This window comes from Cupriavidus sp. DF5525, from assembly GCF_040149425.2.
GTDB classification, from domain to species: domain Bacteria; phylum Pseudomonadota; class Gammaproteobacteria; order Burkholderiales; family Burkholderiaceae; genus Cupriavidus; species Cupriavidus pickettii_A.
The window spans coordinates 3165954-3185710 of record NZ_CP168265.1 but is presented as its reverse complement, the minus strand read 5'-3'; the positions used below and the strand labels follow the sequence as shown (position 1 = coordinate 3185710).

Sequence of the window (19757 nt, the reverse complement as noted above, 5' to 3'; positions counted from 1 at the left end):
ATGGCCAGAAAACAATGCCAAGTCTGCGGCCAACCTGCCAAGGTGCGGGTGGAAGCCAATCTCAATGGTCGCCACAGCACCATGCTTTTGTGTGACGATCACTACCGCCAATTGGTGCGCCAGCAAAAGCGCACCATTTCCCCGCTGGAAGCCCTTTTCGGCTCGCGCAGCGGGTTGTTCGAAGATTTTCTGGGCAGCGATTTCTTCCGCATCGGAGAAGACTCGGCACCAGTTGCGGCCGATGCCGATGAAGTGGTCGATGCGTCGTTCGGCGAACCAGCCTCCGCAGGGGCTGGCACGCCGCGCCGTCGCGGCAGCGGGCTGGCCAGCCGCATCAGCGAACACTCCGAGGCCCTGTTGCAGGAAGCTGCCAAGCGTGCCGCGGAGTTCGGTCGCTCCGAAGTCGATACGGAACACCTGCTGCTGGCGCTGGCCGACAGCGACGTGGTCAAGACCATCCTGAGCCAGTTTAAGATCAAGGTCGATGACCTCAAACGCCAGATTGAAGCCGAAGCCAAGCGCGGCGACAAGCCGTTTGAAGGCGAGATCGGCGTGTCGCCACGCGTGAAGGATGCGCTTAGTCGCGCCTTCGTCGCCTCCAATGAATTAGGACACTCTTACGTCGGGCCCGAGCACTTCCTGATCGGTCTGGCCGAAGAGGGCGAAGGGCTGGCCGCCAACTTGCTGCGCCGCTATGGCCTCACGCCGCAGGCCCTGCGCCAGCAAGTAAACAAGGTGGTCGGCAAAGGTGCGGAGGATGGCCGCGCCGAGACGCCGACCAATACGCCGGAGCTCGACAAGTATTCGCGCGATCTCACCAAGATGGCGCGTGAGGGCAAGCTGGACCCGGTCATCGGACGCGCGCAGGAAATCGAAACCACCATCGAGGTGCTGGCGCGGCGCAAGAAGAACAACCCCGTATTGATCGGCGAGCCTGGCGTGGGCAAGACCGCCATCGTCGAGGGGTTGGCACAGCGCATGGTGGCCGGCGAGGTGCCCGAGACGCTGCGCGACAAGCGCCTGGTAGAGCTGAACATCAATTCCATGGTGGCCGGCGCGAAGTACCGTGGCGAGTTCGAGGAACGCGTGCAGAAGGTGCTGAAGGAGATCTCCGAGCACCAGGGCGAGCTGATCCTCTTCATCGACGAGGTGCACACCATTGTTGGTGCCGGCCAGGGCGGTGGCGAAGGCGGATTGGACGTGGCCAACGTCTTCAAGCCGATGATGGCGCGCGGTGAGCTGAACCTGATCGGCGCGACGACGCTCAACGAGTACCAGAAGTACATCGAGAAGGACGCCGCGCTGGAGCGGCGCTTCCAGCCGGTCATGGTGCCCGAGCCAACGGTGGCGCAGACCATCATGATCCTGCGCGGCCTGCGCGATACCTTCGAAGCGCACCACAAGGTCAGCATCACCGAGGACGCGATCATCGCGGCCGCCGAGCTGTCCGACCGCTACGTCACCGCGCGCTTCCTGCCGGACAAGGCCATCGATCTGCTCGATCAGGCTGCCGCCCGCGTGAAGCTATCGGCGACGGCCCGCCCCGTTGCGGTGCAGGAGTTGGAGTCCGAACTGCACCAGTTGCGCCGGGAGCAGGACTACGTGGCTTCCCGCAAGCAATACGACAAGGCGGCGGAGATCGGCAAGCGCATCGATGCCAAGGAGGCCGAACTCAAGAAGCTGGTCGAGGACTGGGAACGCGAGCGCGGCTCGGGCAGCGCCGAAGTCAAGGCGGAACACGTGGCGCAGATCGTCTCGCGCCTGACCGGCATCCCCGTCAATGAGCTGACGGTGGAGGAGCGCGAGAAGCTGCTGCACCTGGAGCAGCGGCTGCACGAGCGCCTGGTGGGGCAGGACGAGGCGGTACACGCTGTGGCGGATGCGGTGCGGCTGTCGCGCGCGGGTCTGCGCGAAGGCGGCAAGCCCGTGGCCACGTTCCTGTTCCTGGGCCCCACCGGCGTCGGCAAGACCGAGCTCGCCAAGGCGCTGGCCGAATCCATCTACGGCGACGAGGGCGCCCTGTTGCGCATCGACATGTCGGAGTACGGCGAGCGCCATACCGTGGCACGGCTGGTGGGCGCTCCCCCGGGCTACGTCGGCTATGACGAAGGCGGCCAGCTCACGGAGAAGGTCCGTCGCAAGCCCTACAGCGTGCTGCTGCTCGACGAGATCGAGAAGGCCCACCCCGACGTCTACAACATCCTGCTGCAGGTGTTCGACGACGGGCGGCTCACCGACGGCAAGGGTCGCGTGGTGGACTTCACCAACACCATTATCATCGCCACGTCCAACCTGGGATCCGACATCATTCAGCGCCGGCTGAAGGCGCGCGGAGCGGCCGGCGAGGAGTACGAGAAGACCAAGACAGAGGTGATGGACGTGCTGCGCGGGCACTTCCGCCCCGAGTTCCTCAACCGCATCGACGAGATCATCGTCTTCCATGCGCTGGGCAAGGAGGAGATCCGCCACATCGTCGGCCTGCAACTCGATCGCGTGGCCCGCAATGCCGCGAGCCAGGGCGTGACGCTGACGTTCGATGGGACGCTGGTCGATCACTTCGCGGAAGAAGGCTACAAGCCCGAATTCGGTGCCCGCGAGCTCAAACGACTGATCCGCAGCGAGCTGGAAACGGCACTGGCGCGCGAGATGCTCGGCGGCGGCATCGGCAAGGGTGATCACGCCTGTACACGTTGGGACGACAAGGCGGAGCGGGTCGAGTTCGAGCGAAAGCAACCCGCTCCGGCCAGCGACGAAGCGTCCGCCGAATCTGCGCAACCGCCGGGCTCGTCCAAGGAGTCGAACAAGGGGGCGCGCAAGAAGAAGTCCGAAAGTGAAAAAGCATGAAGCGCGGGGCTGCCCTAATCCTGAAAATTCGAGACGGGCAGCCCGTGCTTTCTCTTTGATGCGGCCGGGCACCTCCTCATGAACGGGCGTGACCTGTGGCTTGATTCAGGTGGCGCATTGAATTGCTGCCACGTTGGCGGCCTTTCGTCGAAATAGCGGTTTCGAGGATTCCCTGCCATGGAAAAGAAAGATCAATGGAACATCGGCTACTGGATCGTCGCCTTCATGTTGCTGCTGATGCTGCAGAACTATTGGCAAGCGGCGAAGACCGTCGAGCCCGTGCCCTACAGCGAATTCGAGAAAGCGCTGGCCGAAGGCCGCGTCGCCGAAGTGCTGGTGTCGGATCGCACGGTGACCGGGCGCCTGAAGTCGCCGGACGGCCGGGGCAAGACCATGATCGTTGCGACTCGGGTCGAGCCCGATCTGGCCGAACGCCTATCCAAGTACAACGTCCCCTATGCGCGCGTGGTGGAGAGCACCTGGCTGCGCGACATCCTGTCGTGGATTCTGCCTGCCGTGGTGTTCTTCGGCGTCTGGTTCTTCCTGTTTCGCCGCTTCGCCGAGAAGCAAGGCATGGGCGGATTCCTGAGCATCGGCAAGAGCCGCGCCAAGGTTTTCGTGGAAAAGAACACCGGTGTGACGTTCGCGGATGTTGCGGGCGTGGATGAGGCCAAGGCGGAACTGGTCGAGATCGTCGATTTCCTGAAAAACCCGCAAGACTACGGTCGTCTGGGCGCCCGGATTCCCAAGGGCGTGTTGCTGGTCGGGCCACCCGGCACGGGCAAAACGCTGCTGGCCAAGGCGGTAGCCGGCGAGGCCGGCGTGCCGTTCTTCTCCATCTCCGGCTCGGAGTTCGTCGAGATGTTCGTCGGCGTGGGGGCGGCGCGCGTGCGTGACCTGTTCGAGCAGGCGCGCAGTCAGGCGCCGGCCATCATCTTCATCGACGAGCTCGATGCGCTCGGCCGGGCGCGGGGTGTGGGCGGGCCCATCGGCGGCCACGATGAACGCGAGCAGACGCTCAATCAGCTGCTCACCGAAATGGACGGCTTCGACAGCTCGGTGGGGCTGATCATACTCGCCGCGACCAATCGCCCGGAGATTCTCGACCAGGCACTGCTGCGCGCCGGCCGCTTCGACCGCCAGGTGCTGGTGGACCGACCCGACAAGAAAGGCCGGCTCGATATCCTGAAGGTCCATGCCAAGAAAATCACTCTTGCGGCAAACGTCGATCTCGAACAGGTCGCCGCGCTGACGACCGGCTTTTCCGGCGCCGATCTCGCGAATCTGGTCAACGAGGCGGCACTGACCGCGACACGGCGCAAGGCATCGGCCGTTGAGCTGCAGGACTTCACCGCCGCCATCGAACGCATCGTCGCCGGTCTCGAGAAGAGGAATCGCGTGCTCAACCCGAAGGAGCGCGAGACGGTGGCCTTTCACGAGATGGGGCACGCACTGGTGGCGCTGGCGTTGCCGGGAACCGACCCGGTCCACAAGATCTCGATCATCCCTCGCGGCATCGGCGCGCTGGGCTACACGCTGCAACGCCCCACCGAGGATCGGTTCCTGATGACGCGCGCCGATCTGGAGCACAAGATCGCCGTCCTGCTGGGAGGACGCGCCGCCGAGAAGCTCGTCTTCGGCGAGCTCTCCACCGGCGCGGCAGACGACCTTGCGCGGGCTACCGACATCGCCCGCGACATGATCACGCGCTATGGCATGGACGAAGGCCTGGGCTACATCGCGTACGAGGCGCAGCGGCCGCGATTTCTCGATGCGCCCGAACTGGCGCAGGGGGGCTGCCGGGTGGCCGAATCGACCCAGGCGCGCATCGATCAGGCGATTCGTGACATCGTAATGGGGGTATTCGATCGCGCCTACCGAATTCTTGAAACCAATCGCGACGTGCTTGAGCGATGCGCTCGCGAGCTGCTTTCGCGAGAAACGCTCGACGAAATCGACATCCGCCAGTTGACCCAAGGGCTGAAGTGCGAGACGAGCGAAATATCGGCCCCGACGGTGGGTTCACAACAACTCAACCCCAAAGGAGCCATGTCATGAGCGACAGCGTTCATATCGTCTGCCCGCACTGCCAATCCATCAACCGCGTGCCAGCAGCAAAGCTCAATGACCAGCCCAACTGTGGCCGATGCCAGCGTGCCCTTTTTACCGGCGAGCCCATTGAACTGACCGCGGCGACGTTCCCGCGCCACCTGGAGCGCAGCGACATTCCCTTGCTGATCGACTTTTGGGCACCGTGGTGCGGGCCCTGCAAGATGATGGCCCCGCAGTATCAGCAGGCGGCGCGCTTGCTTGAACCCAAGATCAGGCTAGCCAAGGTGAATACCGAGGCAGAGCCTCATTTGGCCGCCCAGTTCGGTATTCGCAGCATTCCGACCTTGGTCTTTTTTCAAGGGGGGCGTGAAGTCACGCGCCAGGCCGGCGCCATGGGGGCGCAGGACATCGTGCGGTGGGTATCCGCGCAACTGCGTTGAATGGTTGGAATGGCCTGTTTTTGGAGGAGTGGCGCATGAATAACAGCAATCAGACCGGGACGACATTCGAACGACTCCGTCGTGAATGGGCGGTGATGACGTTTTACGAACGCTTCGAGCAGACCGTCGCCCTCATCCTTTCAGTGGTGATCGCGGTGATTGTCGTGGTGTCGTTGGTGCAGCTGATCCAAATTGTCTTCAGCCTGCTGATCATCGATGCATTCAATCCGCTCGACCACAAGATCTTCCAGAGTGTGTTCGGCATGATCATGACGCTCCTGATCGCGATGGAATTCAAGCATTCCATCGTGCGCGTGGTCTTGCGCCGTGACAGCATCATTCAGGTCAAGACGGTCATCCTGATCGGGTTGATCGCGCTGTCCCGCAAGTTCGTGATCCTCGATCCCGATGTCAGCCCGGCCAAAGTCGCAGCGCTGGCTGGCGCCACCCTGGCCCTGGGTCTGACCTATTGGCTGCTGCGTGAGCGCGATGACCGAATTGCCGAGGACGCCATGCATGGCAGCGAGTGACCCACGCGACGAACGTCAATTCTGGCCACAGCATCGCTTGAGCAACCGCCTGCAGACAGCGCTGCTGGTTTTGACTTTGATCGGTATCGCCGCACTCGCCGGTGGCCTATTATTCGGCGAAACGGGTCTTTGGGTCGCCCTGGGAGCAAGCCTATTCGCCTTGTTACTCGAACCGGCGGCAGCTTCGGCGCTGACGCTGAAGTTGTATGGCGCGCGTGTCATCCGGCCGGGTGAAGCACCCGAAATCTGGGCGATGGTGCGCGAGTTGGCCAACCGCGCGGGCTTGCCTGCCGTCCCGACTCCACACTATGTGCCCAGCACCGTCGTCAATGCCGTTGCAACCGGTTCGAAGCGCCATTCAGCCATTGCGCTCACCGAGGGCCTGTTACGCAACCTCACACCGCGTGAGTTGGAAGGGGTCATTGCACACGAGATGGCGCATATCGCCAATGACGATCTCCGTGTCATGGGTTTGGCCGATTACATCAGCCGCCTCACCAGCGTGCTGGCCATGCTGGGGCAGGTTGCGATTGTTCTCAGCCTGCCTGCATTGCTCGTCGGAGTCGCAGACGTGAATTGGTTCGGTCTGTTCTTGTTGGCGGCTTCGCCACAGCTGGCACTGCTCGCTCAGCTTGGCTTGTCCCGCGTACGTGAATTCGATGCCGATCTATTGGCCGCGCAATTGACCGGCGACCCGCACGGTCTGGCATCGGCCCTGGCAAAGATCGAGCGGGTGAGTCGCTCCTGGCGCGCGTGGCTCATGCCGGGGTGGGGCAATCCGGAACCGTCCTGGTTGCGCACGCATCCGGCGACGTCGGAGCGCATCGCCCGGCTACTTGAACTCGTGCCCCAGCATCCTGTGACGCTGCGGCCTGATTCCATCTACTCCGTTCCGGAATCCGTCAAGGCGATGCGCTCACCGCGCTGGTATCCCGGCGGCCTCTGGCGCTGATTCGAACTAGGAGACATCCCATGGCTTACCACGACCCTTACGGCCGCCTCGCACCAGACCATTTTCTCCGGCGCTGGCTGGTCATCACCGCCTGTATCGCAGCGCTCATGCTGTTGTGGCAGTTCCTGCCGGCGATCGAGGCGTGGTTCAGCCCCCGACAGGCCACCGAGAGAACGGTCACCCCTCGCGGAGATCTCGCTGCCGATGAACGTTCGACCATCGAACTCTTCGAGAAATCACGCGATTCGGTGGTGTACATCTCCACGGCCCAACTGGTTCGGGATGTCTGGACCCGTAACGTCTTCTCCGTACCGCGCGGAACCGGCTCCGGATTCATTTGGGATGACGCGGGACACGTTGTCACCAACTTTCATGTCATCCAGGGCGCTTCACAAGCGACGGTGAAACTCGCCGATGGTCGCGACTATCAGGCCGCCCTGGTCGGCGCAAGTCCGGCTCACGACATCGCAGTGCTCAAGATCGGCGTTGGCTTCAAGCGTCCGCCGGCCGTACCGGTTGGCACCAGCGCCGACCTCAAGGTGGGGCAAAAGGTCTTCGCCATTGGCAACCCCTTTGGCCTGGACTGGACCCTAACCACGGGCATCACTTCAGCACTCGATCGTTCCCTGCCCGGTGATGCCGGCGGCCCTGCCATCGAGCATCTGATCCAGACCGATGCCGCCATCAACCCCGGCAACTCCGGCGGGCCGCTGCTCGATTCCGCCGGGCGTCTCATTGGCATCAACACCGCCATCTACAGTCCGTCCGGCGCGTCGGCTGGCATTGGCTTCGCTGTGCCGGTGGACACCGTCATGCGGGTGGTGCCGCAGCTGATCAAGACCGGCAAGTACGTACGCCCGGCTTTGGGTATTGAAGTGGACGAGCAACTCAATGCGCGCTTGCAGATGGTCACCGGCCGCCGTGGCGTGTTTGTCCTGTTGGTACAGCCCGGTTCGGCAGCGCAGCGAGCCGGGCTGGTCGGGATACGCGCTACTCAGGAAGGGATGGTGCCCGGCGACCTTATCACCGCTGTTGACGGGAAGTCCATTGACGGTGTTGCTGGCCTCTTGGCGCAACTGGATGATCGTCGGGTGGGCGACATTGTCGTTTTATCTGTTGAGCGAGAGGGGAAGGCTCGCGAGGTGCGGATTGAGCTGCAGCCGGGCATCTGAATTCGGGATGATCAGTGCTCTATGTGTAACCAGTCTTGGCTGATTGACTCACGTTACTTCAGGAGAAGAATACTTTCGCTTTCTCGGCGGGCGACGAGTCCCGGCATCACCTTCCTGCCACCATAGACCCAGCGCCGCAGTTCCTGTCCTGCAGCGGTCCAATCCCGCTGATTGATCCGTCGCCTCAGCGTCGACGTCTGTAGGCGTCCAGCCCCAAGGTTGAACGTGAAGTCCACAATGGCCGCGAGCCGTCCCTCTGGCTCGGTGGCCAGCACCGGGCAGTAGCGCAGCGTGGCGGCGAGCGCTGTTTGCAGATCGTGCGCCAGGTAGCGCTCTGCCTCGGCCTCCGTGATCGGTGGGTGCCTCGGATCGCAGAGATGCCCGTAGCCGATCGTAGGATACAGATGTAAGGGTGAGCCCGGGTCGGGTCGTGCTTTGGCACCGCGCTGATGCGGGCGCTCGGGCTGGCGCACCACTGGCAACGCCTGCTGGGCGAGCAGCGGGCGGCGTCGGTGGCCGAGATCGCGGAGGCCGAGGGCATGGACGTGACACAGGTACGCCGGGTCTGCCGTGGATACGAATGCCGGCCTCAGCCATGACCCAGGCGCGCACCTGACGGTTGGCATCGGCGAGGTCGCGGAAGTCGCGTAGGGGCCCGAAGCTGTTCTTTACGTACTTGACTCCCGATTCCACGATGCCCTTCTTCTGTGGGTCCCGTGGCGGACAGGGATCAATGCGGAAGCCATAGCCCTCGGCACATTGGGCGTAGGCCCGCTGGACGTTCGGCTCATACAGGCAGGCCCTGATGATGGCGCACTTGGGGTTGTCGATAATGAGCCGCGCCGGCACCCCATGGAACCATTCGAAGGCATGTCGGTGACACTGCAGCCAGGTGGCAATGGTCTGGTCGCGCACGAGCTCGACGTACTGATGCCGGGACCAGCACAGCGTCATGACGAAGTACCAGGTCTTGTGGATCTCGCCGGTGTACACATCGGTGAGCGTCGGACCGGCACCGAAGTCGGATCTGGGCGGCCTCGCCGGGCCTGAACTCCAGCCGCATGGGCACGTCCGGGACCTCCGCCGCCTTGGGTCTTAGGAGGCATCGCGTGACGCACGGTTCGATGCAGCCTCGCGCGCGTCCCGCGCGGCTTTTTCCCCTTGGACTAGACTTAAAGCATCGTCGGCGCATGCTCAGGCAGGAGGAAGGTATGCGCCATTCAGTCACGATCCGGAGGTGCGACCGAAGGGAGGCAGACCGATGCCGAAGACCGTTCTGCGCCTACTCGATCTCGTCGAGCAGCAAACTGCTCGGCCGCGCTCGCCGCATCCTGTTCCTGGCGCGTGCGGCGGCCCTACACCGAAGGGCACTAACTATGATGCCCTGACTAACTATACGAGGCGACTATGGACGCGATCACAGATCCTGTGCAATTAAGCGACCCCCAACTACTTGACTGGGTCTGCCAACCGCGTAGGAACGGCGATACTTTTAGCTTGGCACCGGATCCATCACGACTGTCAGCGCGTGGATTCACTACAGGCTCACAGCATCCTCTGCCGGGATCACTCGGCGAGGTCCAAATAGTCTCGGCGATTCGCCGGCAATACCGTATTGAGCGCTTTAGGCAGCCTCTCTCTGATTGCTTCGTCCTGATTCCAATGCGGACCACCTTGGCTGCCCACGCAAACACGGTCCTCGGACTGCAGGGCTCGCTTAATGTCGGCGTGCGCCAGACCATTGCTGATACCTTTCAAGCCTACTCCCCTACTCATCACGGCGCGGCGCTGCCCTATATGGCGGCACGGCTTAGCGAATTCAACCGTGATCATCCGCCGGGACTGAACGGCGAGGAGTTCGGTCTCTTTCTGGATACCACTTTCACTTGGCGCGGCGTACAGAAAAAGTTGGACGAGGTTGAATGGCTTCATGCCGTCTATGAAGGCAATGCCCACTCACGGATCCCTGAGCTGTGTCCGGAACGGGACCGAAATCTTGGCCATGATGGCTACCGACTCGTTTATATCGGCGAGGAATACTTACAAGCGATTCCCCCATTAAGAGAGTCGAGAAATGTTGTGACTTTTCAGCAAGGCGAGCCCGAGAATCGGGCCGTGGTTGAACGAGCGAAGGAGCTAGCTCACGCGCAAAATAGAGATTGCCTATTCTTGGAGACTCACAAAATCCGTATCACATCAATTAAGCTTCTTGACGAAACAAAATTGGTGCTTGAATGGGTGTATTTAAGAGATAAAAGCTGTGGCTTCCATATGTTAATGCCGGTGCTACACACGCGGTCAGCTCATAACGTTCTCTATGCGACTGTCATGTGGTCGCACCCGCATGATGTCATGAAGAGAATCTTTATGGAGAGCGCTCACGAGGCGGCCATCCTAGCTGCGCCCGTTGCGTTGAACAATTTTGAGGAGGGGCTTGCAATCTTCAAAGCCGAGTTTTGGAGACTCATCAAGGAACGGGCTCTCCAGAGCTTCGAATGCTTGATTCCAGAACTAATTATGTTCAAGGAAGTAGGCGGATGGCGGCCTGCGGGTTGGCCGGAACCCAAAGAGTCCGAAGAGGTTGAACGCCACTGAGAGGCATACCATGGACATCACCGTACGACAGTGTGAGCGCCGCTGGCTTCGGCGTCGTGTCGCATCTGATCGAGGAGAACCGTTTTCCCAACTCCCCGAAGACCAACCATCAATACGCTCAATACGTTGCAACCACCGGTTGAATCAGCAGTTGAGAACGGCCGTTGACGCCCCTGCGACCTGAATGACGGTAATGGGTCGGCAGGAGACAGTGAGCAACTGGTGCAGAGCAGTCCAACGAATTCGTGCTTCATGGCGAGCGACATGAAGCCTGCCATAGACCACTACTGGCAACGGTTGGTCAGCTGCGCGTTGAGTTGTGTGCTCATCTGCGGGTAGGCGTTGAATAGGGCCTGCGAGCGTTCGGTTCTGACCCCGCTCTCGGCTCGTATCTGCCTGACGGTCTTGAAGCTCCAGATCTCCTGACCATTTACACAGGTACACGTCCACACCGGGGTGTTGTCGATGGCCTCCTCGTTGGCCTTCCACACAGCCCGTTCCTCTGCCTGCCGCTGGGCTTCAAGCGCTGCCGCAGCGGCTTGGCCAGCCCGCAGGATGTCTGCCACTGTCTCGGCCCCTGCCGGGCAGGCTCCGGCCAAGGCGGCGGCTAGCAATAGTGCGCGCCGCATGTCAGGCTCCCTCGGCGTAGACAGCAGCACGGCGCATGTCCCACAGGCCATAGAGATAGGCTCGGATCTCGCCCGCTGGCTGGGTCGTGATCAGCCCTTCCAGCCGCTCCAGAGTCATGTAGAACGGGTTTTCCAGGTCGAGCACGCAGGACAGGTCGCTGTCCTGGGGCAGGGTGCGCAGCGGGTGCGCGGCTAGAATGGCGTCAGCCATAGCAAACCTCCTTGTAAGGTTGGTTGTGGTCAGGCGGGTGCAGTGGGTGCTACCACTGCATACGCCGCATCAGTGTTTTGTGGCCTATTCGTTATCCGAGCTTTAGCGCGAGATCCCGCGCGCGCGGATGGTAGTAGCGCTTCAACATCGACAGCGACTTGTGTCCAGTGACCGCTGAAAGCTCGAGTACATTGTCCAATTTGTCGGCGATGCGACTAGTTGCCTCATGCCTGAGGTCATGGAAATGAAAATCCTCCAGGCCAGCTCTTGCTACGGCCCGGGTGAACGATTTCTTGACCGCGTCGGCGGTAATGGGGAAAACGCGGCCAGAAATATGACGAGGGAGTGTTGCCAGGGTGGCCGTGGCCCTCGTTGAAAGCGGTACATCGCGTGCTGAGCCGTTCTTGGTGTCGTGAAGACGAGCGTACCTGTCGCTGAGATCGACATCCCTGCAATGAAGCGAGAGCAACTCGCCCCGCCGCATGGCGGTTTCCATGGCCACGATCACGAGTGGTCGCATCCAGGGATTGCTAGGGCCGGCAAGGCGTCCTCTGGGGTCGCGTGGAGGTGTTTCGAGTGCGGCGAGGAGTCGTTCCTCCTCTCCAAATCCCAGGCGTCGGTTGCGCCCGCGATTTTCCGCGGGCCGGCGAATCATCGACACGGGATTGTCAATGTGGATTCCCCATTCTTTGCGTGCCACATTAATCACGTGGGAAATCAGGTTCAGGTCACGGTTCGTTGTCGAGCCGGATACCTGCTTCAGGCGTTTGTCGCGCCACTCGGCGATGAGCTTGCCTGACAAAGCCGCGACCTTCACCTGCGTAAGGGGATCGCGAAGCATCGCGGTGAGACGATACCGCTCCGATTGCGCGCCCTTCTTCTGGGCGGACACCTCGTGCAGGTATCTCCGAATCAGATCGCCCAGGCTGTTTTTTTCGGCTTCGGTGCGATCAATGAAGACGCCGCGCTCGATCTCGGACTCAATGACGGTTGCCCATGCCCGGGCGTCGCCCTTGGTCGAGAAGTTGCGGGAGAGGGTGGGCCAGCCTTTGCGTCGAATCTGGGCTTCCCAGTTCGATCCCCGTTGCCGAATAGTCGCCATTCGTGGTCCTTCACAAGTTTGCGTGTGGCAAATTTGTGGCAACCGGACCGATTCGAGGGAGGCCAGAAATCGAAGGGTTAGTGCGTCCTAACCCCGGAAATGAGAAAAGCCAGCGCAAGGCTGGCTTTTCCGAATCTGGTGGGTGGTACAGGGATTGAACCTGTGACCCCTGCCGTGTGAAGGCAGTGCTCTACCGCTGAGCTAACCACCCCTGCTGCTGCGTCGTCGTTGCCGTCGTGCAGCGGAGAAATGAGATTATGCCGAGGCCCCTGTATCTTGTAAAGCCCTTTTTTGATTTTTTGTCAGGCAGCAAGGCTTCCCGGCTCGTCCGCGATGGCTTCCTGCCAGACCGTCTTGCCGCCGCTGGCCTTGTCCAGGCCCTTTAGCAGCGCGAGGTGAGCCTCTTGTTCGGCTTCGCTGGCGCGCAGCACGGGCAGCACCAGGCGTGACAGGTCGGCCGAAGCGATCGCGTTGCCGTTGGCGGCGTTGCTGTCGAGCATGTCGATCACCAGCGAATCCTGCCCGCGCGTCATGGCCAGGTAGACCTCGGCCAGCAGTTCGGCATCGAGCAGTGCGCCGTGCAGCGTGCGGTGGGCGTTGCTGATGCCCAGGCGGTCGCACAGTGCATCGAGCGAGTTGCGCTTGCCGGGGAACATCTGGCGCGCTTCGCGCAGGGTATCGATCACATTGCCGGCGTGCTGGCGGAAGGGCGGCAGGCCCAGCAGCTGGAATTCCATGTCGAGGAAGCCCAGGTCGAACTGTGCGTTGTGGATGATCAGCTCGGCATCGGCGACGAATTCGCGGATCTCGTGGACGACGTCGGCAAAGCGGGGCTTGTCGGCCAGGAACTCGAGCGTGATGCCGTGCACGGCGATCGCGCCTTCGTCGATGTCGCGTTCTGGGTTGACGTAGAAGTGCAGGTGGCGCCCCGTCAAGCGGCGGTTGAGCAGCTCGACGCAGCCGATTTCGATCAGGCGGTCGCCGGTGGCGGCATTCAGGCCGGTGGTTTCGGTATCGAGAACGATTTGTCGCATGGCGGGCATTCTAGCGGAGCGGCGCGTGCGCCCCGCGGTTGTTGTTGTGGCGAGGCGTCAGCGTCCGATCGATTCGACGCCGCGGTTGGCCAGCGCATCGGCGCGCTCGTTGCCGGGGTGGCCGTTGTGGCCGCGCACCCAGTGCCAGGAAATCTGGTGTTGCTGCGCCAGCGCGTCCATTTCCTGCCACAGGTCGGCGTTCTTGACGGGCTTCTTGTCGGCGGTCTTCCAGCCGCGCGCCTTCCAGCCGGGCAGCCATTCGCTGATGCCTTTCTGGACATATTGCGAGTCGGTGTAGACCCGCACCGTGCAGGGCCGCTTGAGCGCGCGCAGCGCTTCGATCACCGCGGTCATTTCCATGCGGTTATTGGTAGTGTTGGGCTCGCCGCCGAACAGTTCTTTCTCGCTGGTGCCGGCGACGAGCACCGCGCCCCAGCCGCCGCGGCCGGGATTGCCCTTGCAGGCGCCGTCGGAGTAGATCGTGACTTCTTCCATGTGTTTCCGTAGTGGCCGCCCGCGTGGCGGGCGGCGCATTGAAGGCGAATGAGGCGAAAAGGCGCGCGGCGTCAGCGCGCTTTGCCGGGCGTCTTGCCGTGCGTTCCGGTGGGCGTGGCCACGGGCGACGCCACCGGCGACAGCGCCGGCTTGCTCTTCCAGGCCGGGCCGACCAGGCGCACATTGCGCACGCGCTTGATGGCCGAGATCATATAGACCGCGCCGAAAATCGGCCACCAGCGGTCGCCGGCCTTTTCCATGAAGGCGGCGCGCTGCAGCCAGCGGTCGGTGCGGTAGGGCGGGCAGTAGCAGCCGAAGCGGCCGCGGATGATATCGAGGCCGAGCAGCTTGAGCCAGTCCTTGATGCGCACGAAGCCGATTTGCTGTGCGTCCGTGGGCAGGAAGGGCGTGGCGCCGAGCCGGTTCATGCCCTGGCGCGCGCCCCACAGGCTCATCGGGTTGAAGCAGGTGATCACCACGCGCCCCTCGGGCATCAGCACGCGCGAGACCTCGCGCAGCACCTCGTGCGGGTCTTCTGTGAACTCGAGGATATGGGGCAGGGTGACCAGGTCGATGCTTTGCTCGTCGAATGGCAGCTCGTCGAAGCGGCACAGCAGCTGGCGCGCGTCCGGATGTGCCGCGCGCGGCCCGTGCGGGCCGCTGGACGGGTCCAGCGCCAGCGCCGAGAACGGCATCCGGTTCTCGCGCAGGGTGTCGATGTAAGGCAGGCCTAACTGCACTGCGTGGTAGCCGAAGACGTCGGCCACGGTCCGGTCATACTGCTGGGCTTCCCAGCGCAGCATGTACTCACCGGGAGGCGAGGCCAGCCAGTCTTCCCAGCTTACAATCGGGCGAGTGGGACGATTGGACATAGGAGCACGCGCATGTTGAAGGTTGAGCCGATCCCGGCATTCCAGGATAACTATATCTGGGCCATCCACGACGGGCGTTGCGCCGCCGTGGTCGATCCCGGCGAGGCTGCGCCGGTGGAGCGTTTCCTGGCGCAAAAGGGGCTGGCTCTGGGCGCTATTGTAATCACCCATCACCACGGCGATCACCAGGGCGGCGTGGCGGAGTTGCTGGCGGCACACCCGCGTACCCCGTCAAGCGAGGCGATGCCGGTGCTGGGGCCGGTCCGCGAGCGCATCGGCGGGCGCACCCAGGCCTTGCGCGAAGGCGATGTGGTGACACTGGCCGAGCCGGCGCTGACGCTGCGCGTGCTGGACGTGCCCGGGCACACCGCCGGCCACATCGCCTATGTGGGCGAGCTGGGCGAGGCCGGTCCCGCGGTATTCTGCGGCGATACCTTGTTCGCGAGCGGCTGCGGGCGGCTGTTCGAAGGCACGCCGGCGCAGATGCTGGCGTCGCTCGACAAGCTGTCTGCCCTGCCGTCCGATACCCGCGTCTATTGCGCGCATGAGTACACGCGCAGCAACGTACGCTTTGCGCGAGCAGTCGAGCCCGGCAATGCCGCACTGGCGGCGTGGGAGGACCGGGTCGCCGCGCTGCGCGAGGCAGGTGAGCCGACGCTGCCGACCACCATCGGCCACGAGCGCGCGGTCAATCCTTTCTTGCGTTCGCGCGAGCCAGCGGTGCGTGACGCGGTGGTGGCGCAGGGCGGAAGTACCGATAGCGACGCCGCTGCCTTCGGCGCACTGCGCGGCTGGAAGGATAATTTCCGCTGACTGAATATAATGCAGTCCCGGCCGTCGCCCCTTGTCTGGCAAGGAATGGCGCGGCCTTGCTATGTAGAAAATCTGATTGACGCGATAGGCCGTTTTTTTTAGCATCACGCAACCTTTTAGCGTCACGATTCGAGAACTTAATGAAAATTGGTCGATTACTGGCGGTAGTGGCCTGCGCGGCGCTGCTTGCAGCCTGCGCCAGCACCCCCACGCCGCCTGACGCCGATGCCAACGGCGCCCCGACCGCCCAGACTGCCAAGCGCCAGGATCCGCTCAATACCCTCAGCGACAAGTCGGCGCTTTCTTCTACCACTTCCACCATCAATGTCGACCAGGGCGGCCTGAACTGGCTGCGCGGGCCGTCCACCGATATCTGGGATCGTATCCGGCGCGGCTTCGCCATGGAGGATCTGGAGGGCACGCTGGTCGACGACCGCACCCAGTGGTATGCGCAGCGGCCGGAATACATGGAGCGGATGGTCGGGCGTTCAAGCCGGTACCTGTATCACATCGTCGAGGAGCTGGAACGGCGCAAGATGCCGACCGAGCTGGCCCTGCTGCCCTTTGTCGAGAGCGCGTTCAACCCGCAGGCGCAATCCACTGCCAAGGCAGCCGGCATGTGGCAGTTCATCCCGAGCACGGGCAAGTCGTACAACCTCAAGCAGAACATGTTCCGCGACGAGCGCCGCGACGTGCTGGCCTCGACCGACGCCGCACTGGACTACCTGGCGCGGCTCTATGACATGTTCGGCGACTGGCACCTGGCGCTGGCGGCGTACAACTGGGGCGAGGGTGCGGTGTCGCGCGCGATCGCGCGCAACCAGGCGCGCGGGCTGCCGACCGATTACGCCAGCCTGACCATGCCCAACGAGACACGTTACTACGTGCCGAAGCTGCAGGCGGTCAAGAACATCATCGCCAACCCGGCGGCGTACGGGGTCAAGCTGCCCGAGATCCCGGACCACCCGTACTTCGTCACGGTGACCACCTCGCGCGATATCGACGTCAACCTGGCGGCCAAGCTGGCAGACATGTCGGTGGAAGAGTTCAAGGCGCTCAACCCGTCGTTCAACCGGCCGGTGATCCTGGGCGCGTCCAATCCGCAGATCCTGCTGCCGTTCGACAATGCCGAGCGCTTCCAGTACAACCTGAACACCTACCGCGGCGGGCTCTCGAGCTGGACCGCGGTGACGGTGGATGGCCGCGAGCGCGTCGAAGCCCTGGCGGCGCGGCTGAACGTCGACGCCGATACGCTGCGCGAGATCAACAGCATCCCCAAGGGCATGCGGCTGAAGGCAGGTTCGACCGTGATGATCCCGCGCTCGGGGCGCCACGACCAGGACATCAGCGCGAGCCTGGCCGACAGCGCGATGCTGGCGATGGAGCCTGACCTGCCCGACGCGCGCCGCGTGGTGGTACGCGCCGGGCGGCGCGATACGGTGGCCTCGGTGGCGCGCCGCTATGGCGTGTCGGCGCGGCAGGTGCAGTCGTGGAACAAGCTGTCCGGCACCAAGCTGGTGGCCGGACAGAGCCTGGTGCTGATGGTGCCGGTGCGTGGCGCCGGCGCGGTGCGGGCGGCGCGGGCCGAGCAGGCCGACCGGGCCGACCGTGAAGAGCGCTCCGAACGCGCGGAACGGAGCGTAAAGGCCGGCAAGGGCGGTGTGGTCCGGGTCTCGGCCAAGGGCAAGGCCGAGCCGCGCAAGCGCGTGGTGGTCGAGGCCTCGCCGCGGCGCACCACCAAGGCGGCGCCGGCGCGCGTGGCGCGCGAGTCCAAGTCCGGCCCGGCGGTGAAGGCGTCGGCCAAGCCCGGCAGCAAGGGTGCCAAGGCGCGCTGACGCAAGCCAGGGCGCCGGCGCGAGCCGGCGGGGTGTAGAGCAAGAGGGCGATGCCGGCGGCACGCCCTCTTTTTTTGTGCCCGGGTCTGTGCCGGGTTTGTGCCTGCAACGGACCTTGGCGTGGCACCCCTCCCAAAGTCCATCCCCGCGCGGCCGCGCCGGTGGCAAACTACCGCCATCATCACAACAACCGCTGACGCGGAGGAGACAGCCATGACGGCAAGCCATGCCGTGCATGCCCGTTCGCTGGCCGACCCCGAGGGGTTCTGGGCCGAACAGGCGGCGCGCATCGACTGGGAAACCCCGTTCGACAAGGTTCTCGACAACAGCCGCGCGCCCTTTACGCGCTGGTTCGTGGGCGGGCGCACCAACCTGTGCCACAACGCGGTCGACCGCCACCTGGCGGCCCGCGCCAGCCAGCCCGCGCTGCACTGGATCTCCACCGAGACCGACCAGTCCCGCAGCTTCACGTACGCCGAGCTGCACGACGAGGTCAACCGCATGGCCGCGATCCTGCAGGCGCTGGGCGTGCAGAAGGGCGACCGCGTGCTGATCTATATGCCGATGATCCCGCAGGCCGCGTTCGCGATGCTGGCGTGCGCTCGCATCGGCGCGATCCATTCGGTGGTATTTGGCGGCTTCGCCTCGGTCAGCCTGGCGGCGCGCATCGACGATGCACAGCCGCGCGTGGTGATCAGCGCCGACGCCGGCTCGCGCGGCGGCAAGGTGGTGCCGTACAAGCCGCTGCTGGACGAGGCCATCCGGCTGTCCTCGCACCAGCCGGAGAAGGTGCTGCTGGTGGACCGCCAGTTGGCCGGGATGCCCCGCACCGAAGGTCGCGACGAAGACTACGCCGCCTGGCGCGATCGCGTCGCCGGCGAGCAGGTGCCGTGCGTGTGGCTGGAATCGAGCGAGCCGTCCTACGTGCTCTACACCTCCGGCACCACCGGCAAGCCCAAGGGCGTGCAGCGGGATACCGGTGGCTACGCGGTGGCGCTGGCCACGTCGATGGAATACATCTTCTGCGGCAAGCCCGGCGACACCATGTTCACCGCTTCGGACATCGGCTGGGTGGTGGGGCACAGCTATATCGTCTACGGCCCGCTGCTGGCCGGCATGACCACGCTGATGTATGAAGGCACGCCGATCCGCCCTGACGGCGGCATCCTGTGGCGGCTGGTTGAGCAGTACAAGGTCAACCTGATGTTCAGCGCGCCGACTGCGATCCGCGTGCTGAAGAAGCAGGACCCGGCCTGGCTCACGCGCTATGACTTGTCCAGCCTGCGCCTGCTGTTCCTGGCCGGCGAGCCGCTGGACGAGCCCACCGCCCGCTGGATCCAGGACGGCCTGGGCAAGCCGGTGGTCGACAACTACTGGCAGACGGAGTCCGGCTGGCCGATCCTCGCGATCCAGCGCGGCATCGAGCCGCTGCCGCCAAAGCTGGGCTCGCCCGGCGTGCCGGCCTATGGCTACGACCTGAAGATCGTCGACGAGAACACCGGCGAGGAATGCCCGTCCAACCAGAAGGGCGTGGTCGCCATCGATGGCCCGCTGCCGCCCGGATGCATGAGCACGGTGTGGGGCGATGACGACCGCTTCGTGCGCACCTACTGGCAGGCGGTGCCGAACCGCCTGTGCTATTCCACCTTCGACTGGGGCGTGCGCGACGAGGACGGCTACGTCTTTATCCTGGGCCGCACCGACGATGTGATCAACGTGGCCGGACACCGGCTGGGCACGCGCGAGATCGAGGAGAGCCTGTCTTCGAACGCAGCCGTGGCCGAGGTGGCAGTGGTGGGCGTGCAGGACGCGCTCAAGGGCCAGGTGGCGATGGCGTTCTGCATCGCCCGCGATCCCGCGCGCACGGCAACGACGGCGGACCGGCTGGCGCTGGAAGGCGACCTGATGAAGACGGTGGAGCAACAGCTCGGCGCCGTGGCGCGGCCAGCGCGCGTATTCTTTGTCAACGCGCTGCCCAAGACGCGCTCCGGCAAGTTGCTGCGGCGCGCCATGCAGGCGGTAGCGGAAGGGCGCGACCCCGGCGACCTGACCACGATCGAGGATCCGGGGGCGCTGGAACAGATCCAGTCAGCGCTGAAGGTCTGAAGCGCCCGGCGGGTGCGGGGTGTCTTGCCGGGCACTCCGCATCGCGTACTTGCCATGTGTCGTGATGCAGTCTAA

17 protein-coding genes, 1 tRNA gene and 1 pseudogene are annotated in these 19757 nt (G+C 63.8%); 10 read left to right on the top strand and 9 right to left on the bottom strand.

Annotated features, from left to right (window positions below):
* The 6 genes from clpK to ABNX08_RS14760 all read left to right on the top strand — a co-directional run bounded on the left by clpK (position 1) and on the right by ABNX08_RS14760 (position 7990).
* Positions 1-2844, top strand: a complete 2844-nt coding sequence (clpK, locus tag ABNX08_RS14785; protein WP_349604224.1) for a heat shock survival AAA family ATPase ClpK — start codon at positions 1-3, stop codon at positions 2842-2844.
* 177 nt (positions 2845-3021) lie between these two features.
* The gene (gene ftsH, locus ABNX08_RS14780) at positions 3022-4902 is read left to right on the top strand and encodes an ATP-dependent zinc metalloprotease FtsH (protein WP_022535851.1); all 1881 of its coding nucleotides are present in this window, start codon (positions 3022-3024) and stop codon (positions 4900-4902) included.
* Positions 4899-5336: a thioredoxin TrxC gene (gene trxC / locus ABNX08_RS14775; protein ID WP_022535850.1), complete on the top strand. Its 438-nt coding sequence runs from the start codon at positions 4899-4901 to the stop codon at positions 5334-5336. Before ftsH ends, trxC begins: the two co-directional genes overlap by 4 nt.
* 35 nt (positions 5337-5371) lie before the next feature.
* Positions 5372-5866 carry a phosphate-starvation-inducible PsiE family protein gene (locus ABNX08_RS14770; protein WP_022535849.1) on the top strand — a complete coding sequence of 165 codons (495 nt, stop codon included), beginning with the start codon at positions 5372-5374 and terminating at the stop codon, positions 5864-5866.
* Positions 5853-6818 carry a zinc metalloprotease HtpX gene (locus tag ABNX08_RS14765; protein ID WP_022535848.1) on the top strand — a complete coding sequence of 322 codons (966 nt, stop codon included), beginning with the start codon at positions 5853-5855 and terminating at the stop codon, positions 6816-6818. The genes ABNX08_RS14770 and ABNX08_RS14765 overlap by 14 nt, the downstream gene beginning before the upstream one ends.
* Before the next feature lie 20 nt (positions 6819-6838).
* Positions 6839-7990 carry a S1C family serine protease gene (locus ABNX08_RS14760; protein ID WP_022535847.1) on the top strand — a complete coding sequence of 384 codons (1152 nt, stop codon included), beginning with the start codon at positions 6839-6841 and terminating at the stop codon, positions 7988-7990.
* A 53-nt stretch (positions 7991-8043) separates the two neighbouring features.
* Here ABNX08_RS14760 and ABNX08_RS14755 read toward each other — a convergent pair whose 3' ends face one another.
* Together ABNX08_RS14755 and istA are read right to left on the bottom strand one after the other, a co-directional pair.
* Positions 8044-8394, bottom strand: a complete 351-nt coding sequence (locus ABNX08_RS14755; RefSeq protein ID WP_051369910.1) for a glycoside hydrolase family protein — start codon at positions 8392-8394, stop codon at positions 8044-8046.
* 163 nt (positions 8395-8557) lie between these two features.
* Positions 8558-9050, bottom strand: a pseudogene (gene istA / locus ABNX08_RS14750) (IS21 family transposase); the annotation flags it as partial.
* A 347-nt stretch (positions 9051-9397) separates the two neighbouring features.
* Here istA and ABNX08_RS14745 point away from each other — a divergent pair.
* Positions 9398-10585, top strand: a complete 1188-nt coding sequence (locus ABNX08_RS14745; protein ID WP_349604228.1) for a hypothetical protein — start codon at positions 9398-9400, stop codon at positions 10583-10585.
* Positions 10586-10869: 284 nt separating this feature from the next.
* Here ABNX08_RS14745 and ABNX08_RS14740 read toward each other — a convergent pair whose 3' ends face one another.
* The 7 genes from ABNX08_RS14740 to ABNX08_RS14710 form a co-directional block, all read right to left on the bottom strand.
* The gene (locus ABNX08_RS14740) at positions 10870-11151 is read right to left on the bottom strand and encodes a hypothetical protein (RefSeq protein WP_349604230.1); all 282 of its coding nucleotides are present in this window, start codon (positions 11149-11151) and stop codon (positions 10870-10872) included.
* A 64-nt stretch (positions 11152-11215) separates the two neighbouring features.
* A complete protein-coding gene (locus ABNX08_RS14735; RefSeq protein ID WP_022535843.1) occupies positions 11216-11425 on the bottom strand; it encodes a hypothetical protein in 210 nt (69 codons plus the stop codon).
* 91 nt (positions 11426-11516) lie between these two features.
* The gene (locus tag ABNX08_RS14730) at positions 11517-12527 is read right to left on the bottom strand and encodes a site-specific integrase (protein WP_022535842.1); all 1011 of its coding nucleotides are present in this window, start codon (positions 12525-12527) and stop codon (positions 11517-11519) included.
* 136 nt (positions 12528-12663) lie between these two features.
* Positions 12664-12738: transfer RNA gene (locus ABNX08_RS14725), tRNA-Val, on the bottom strand.
* Between the two features lie 91 nt (positions 12739-12829).
* Positions 12830-13561 carry a DNA polymerase III subunit epsilon gene (gene dnaQ, locus ABNX08_RS14720; protein WP_041681100.1) on the bottom strand — a complete coding sequence of 244 codons (732 nt, stop codon included), beginning with the start codon at positions 13559-13561 and terminating at the stop codon, positions 12830-12832.
* 57 nt (positions 13562-13618) lie between these two features.
* Complete coding sequence (gene rnhA / locus ABNX08_RS14715) at positions 13619-14056, bottom strand: ribonuclease HI (protein ID WP_022535840.1); 438 nt, start codon at positions 14054-14056, stop codon at positions 13619-13621.
* A 71-nt stretch (positions 14057-14127) separates the two neighbouring features.
* Positions 14128-14928: a class I SAM-dependent methyltransferase gene (locus ABNX08_RS14710; protein ID WP_022535839.1), complete on the bottom strand. Its 801-nt coding sequence runs from the start codon at positions 14926-14928 to the stop codon at positions 14128-14130.
* 12 nt (positions 14929-14940) lie between these two features.
* On the opposite strand from ABNX08_RS14710, the gene gloB reads away from it, so the two are divergent.
* The 3 genes from gloB to ABNX08_RS14695 all read left to right on the top strand — a co-directional run bounded on the left by gloB (position 14941) and on the right by ABNX08_RS14695 (position 19682).
* Positions 14941-15741, top strand: a complete 801-nt coding sequence (gene gloB, locus ABNX08_RS14705; RefSeq protein ID WP_022535838.1) for a hydroxyacylglutathione hydrolase — start codon at positions 14941-14943, stop codon at positions 15739-15741.
* A gap of 140 nt (positions 15742-15881) precedes the next feature.
* Positions 15882-17576, top strand: a complete 1695-nt coding sequence (locus ABNX08_RS14700; protein WP_022535837.1) for a transglycosylase SLT domain-containing protein — start codon at positions 15882-15884, stop codon at positions 17574-17576.
* A 213-nt stretch (positions 17577-17789) separates the two neighbouring features.
* Positions 17790-19682 carry a propionate--CoA ligase gene (locus ABNX08_RS14695; protein ID WP_022535836.1) on the top strand — a complete coding sequence of 631 codons (1893 nt, stop codon included), beginning with the start codon at positions 17790-17792 and terminating at the stop codon, positions 19680-19682.
* Positions 19683-19757: the final 75 nt, after the last annotated feature.

What these genes read in the sequence shown, in the direction of transcription:
- ABNX08_RS14745 (WP_349604228.1), top strand. Translation starts at nt 9,398, where the DNA reads ATGGACGCGATCACAGATCCTGTGCAATTAAGCGACCCCCAACTACTT.
- ftsH (WP_022535851.1), top strand. Translation starts at nt 3,022, where the DNA reads ATGGAAAAGAAAGATCAATGGAACATCGGCTACTGGATCGTCGCCTTC.
- dnaQ (WP_041681100.1), bottom strand. Translation starts at nt 13,561, where the DNA reads ATGCGACAAATCGTTCTCGATACCGAAACCACCGGCCTGAATGCCGCC.
- clpK (WP_349604224.1), top strand. Translation starts at nt 1, where the DNA reads ATGGCCAGAAAACAATGCCAAGTCTGCGGCCAACCTGCCAAGGTGCGG.
- ABNX08_RS14730 (WP_022535842.1), bottom strand. Translation starts at nt 12,527, where the DNA reads ATGGCGACTATTCGGCAACGGGGATCGAACTGGGAAGCCCAGATTCGA.
- gloB (WP_022535838.1), top strand. Translation starts at nt 14,941, where the DNA reads ATGTTGAAGGTTGAGCCGATCCCGGCATTCCAGGATAACTATATCTGG.
- ABNX08_RS14735 (WP_022535843.1), bottom strand. Translation starts at nt 11,425, where the DNA reads ATGGCTGACGCCATTCTAGCCGCGCACCCGCTGCGCACCCTGCCCCAG.
- ABNX08_RS14760 (WP_022535847.1), top strand. Translation starts at nt 6,839, where the DNA reads ATGGCTTACCACGACCCTTACGGCCGCCTCGCACCAGACCATTTTCTC.
- ABNX08_RS14770 (WP_022535849.1), top strand. Translation starts at nt 5,372, where the DNA reads ATGAATAACAGCAATCAGACCGGGACGACATTCGAACGACTCCGTCGT.
- trxC (WP_022535850.1), top strand. Translation starts at nt 4,899, where the DNA reads ATGAGCGACAGCGTTCATATCGTCTGCCCGCACTGCCAATCCATCAAC.
- ABNX08_RS14695 (WP_022535836.1), top strand. Translation starts at nt 17,790, where the DNA reads ATGACGGCAAGCCATGCCGTGCATGCCCGTTCGCTGGCCGACCCCGAG.
- ABNX08_RS14765 (WP_022535848.1), top strand. Translation starts at nt 5,853, where the DNA reads ATGGCAGCGAGTGACCCACGCGACGAACGTCAATTCTGGCCACAGCAT.
- ABNX08_RS14700 (WP_022535837.1), top strand. Translation starts at nt 15,882, where the DNA reads ATGAAAATTGGTCGATTACTGGCGGTAGTGGCCTGCGCGGCGCTGCTT.
- rnhA (WP_022535840.1), bottom strand. Translation starts at nt 14,056, where the DNA reads ATGGAAGAAGTCACGATCTACTCCGACGGCGCCTGCAAGGGCAATCCC.
- ABNX08_RS14710 (WP_022535839.1), bottom strand. Translation starts at nt 14,928, where the DNA reads ATGTCCAATCGTCCCACTCGCCCGATTGTAAGCTGGGAAGACTGGCTG.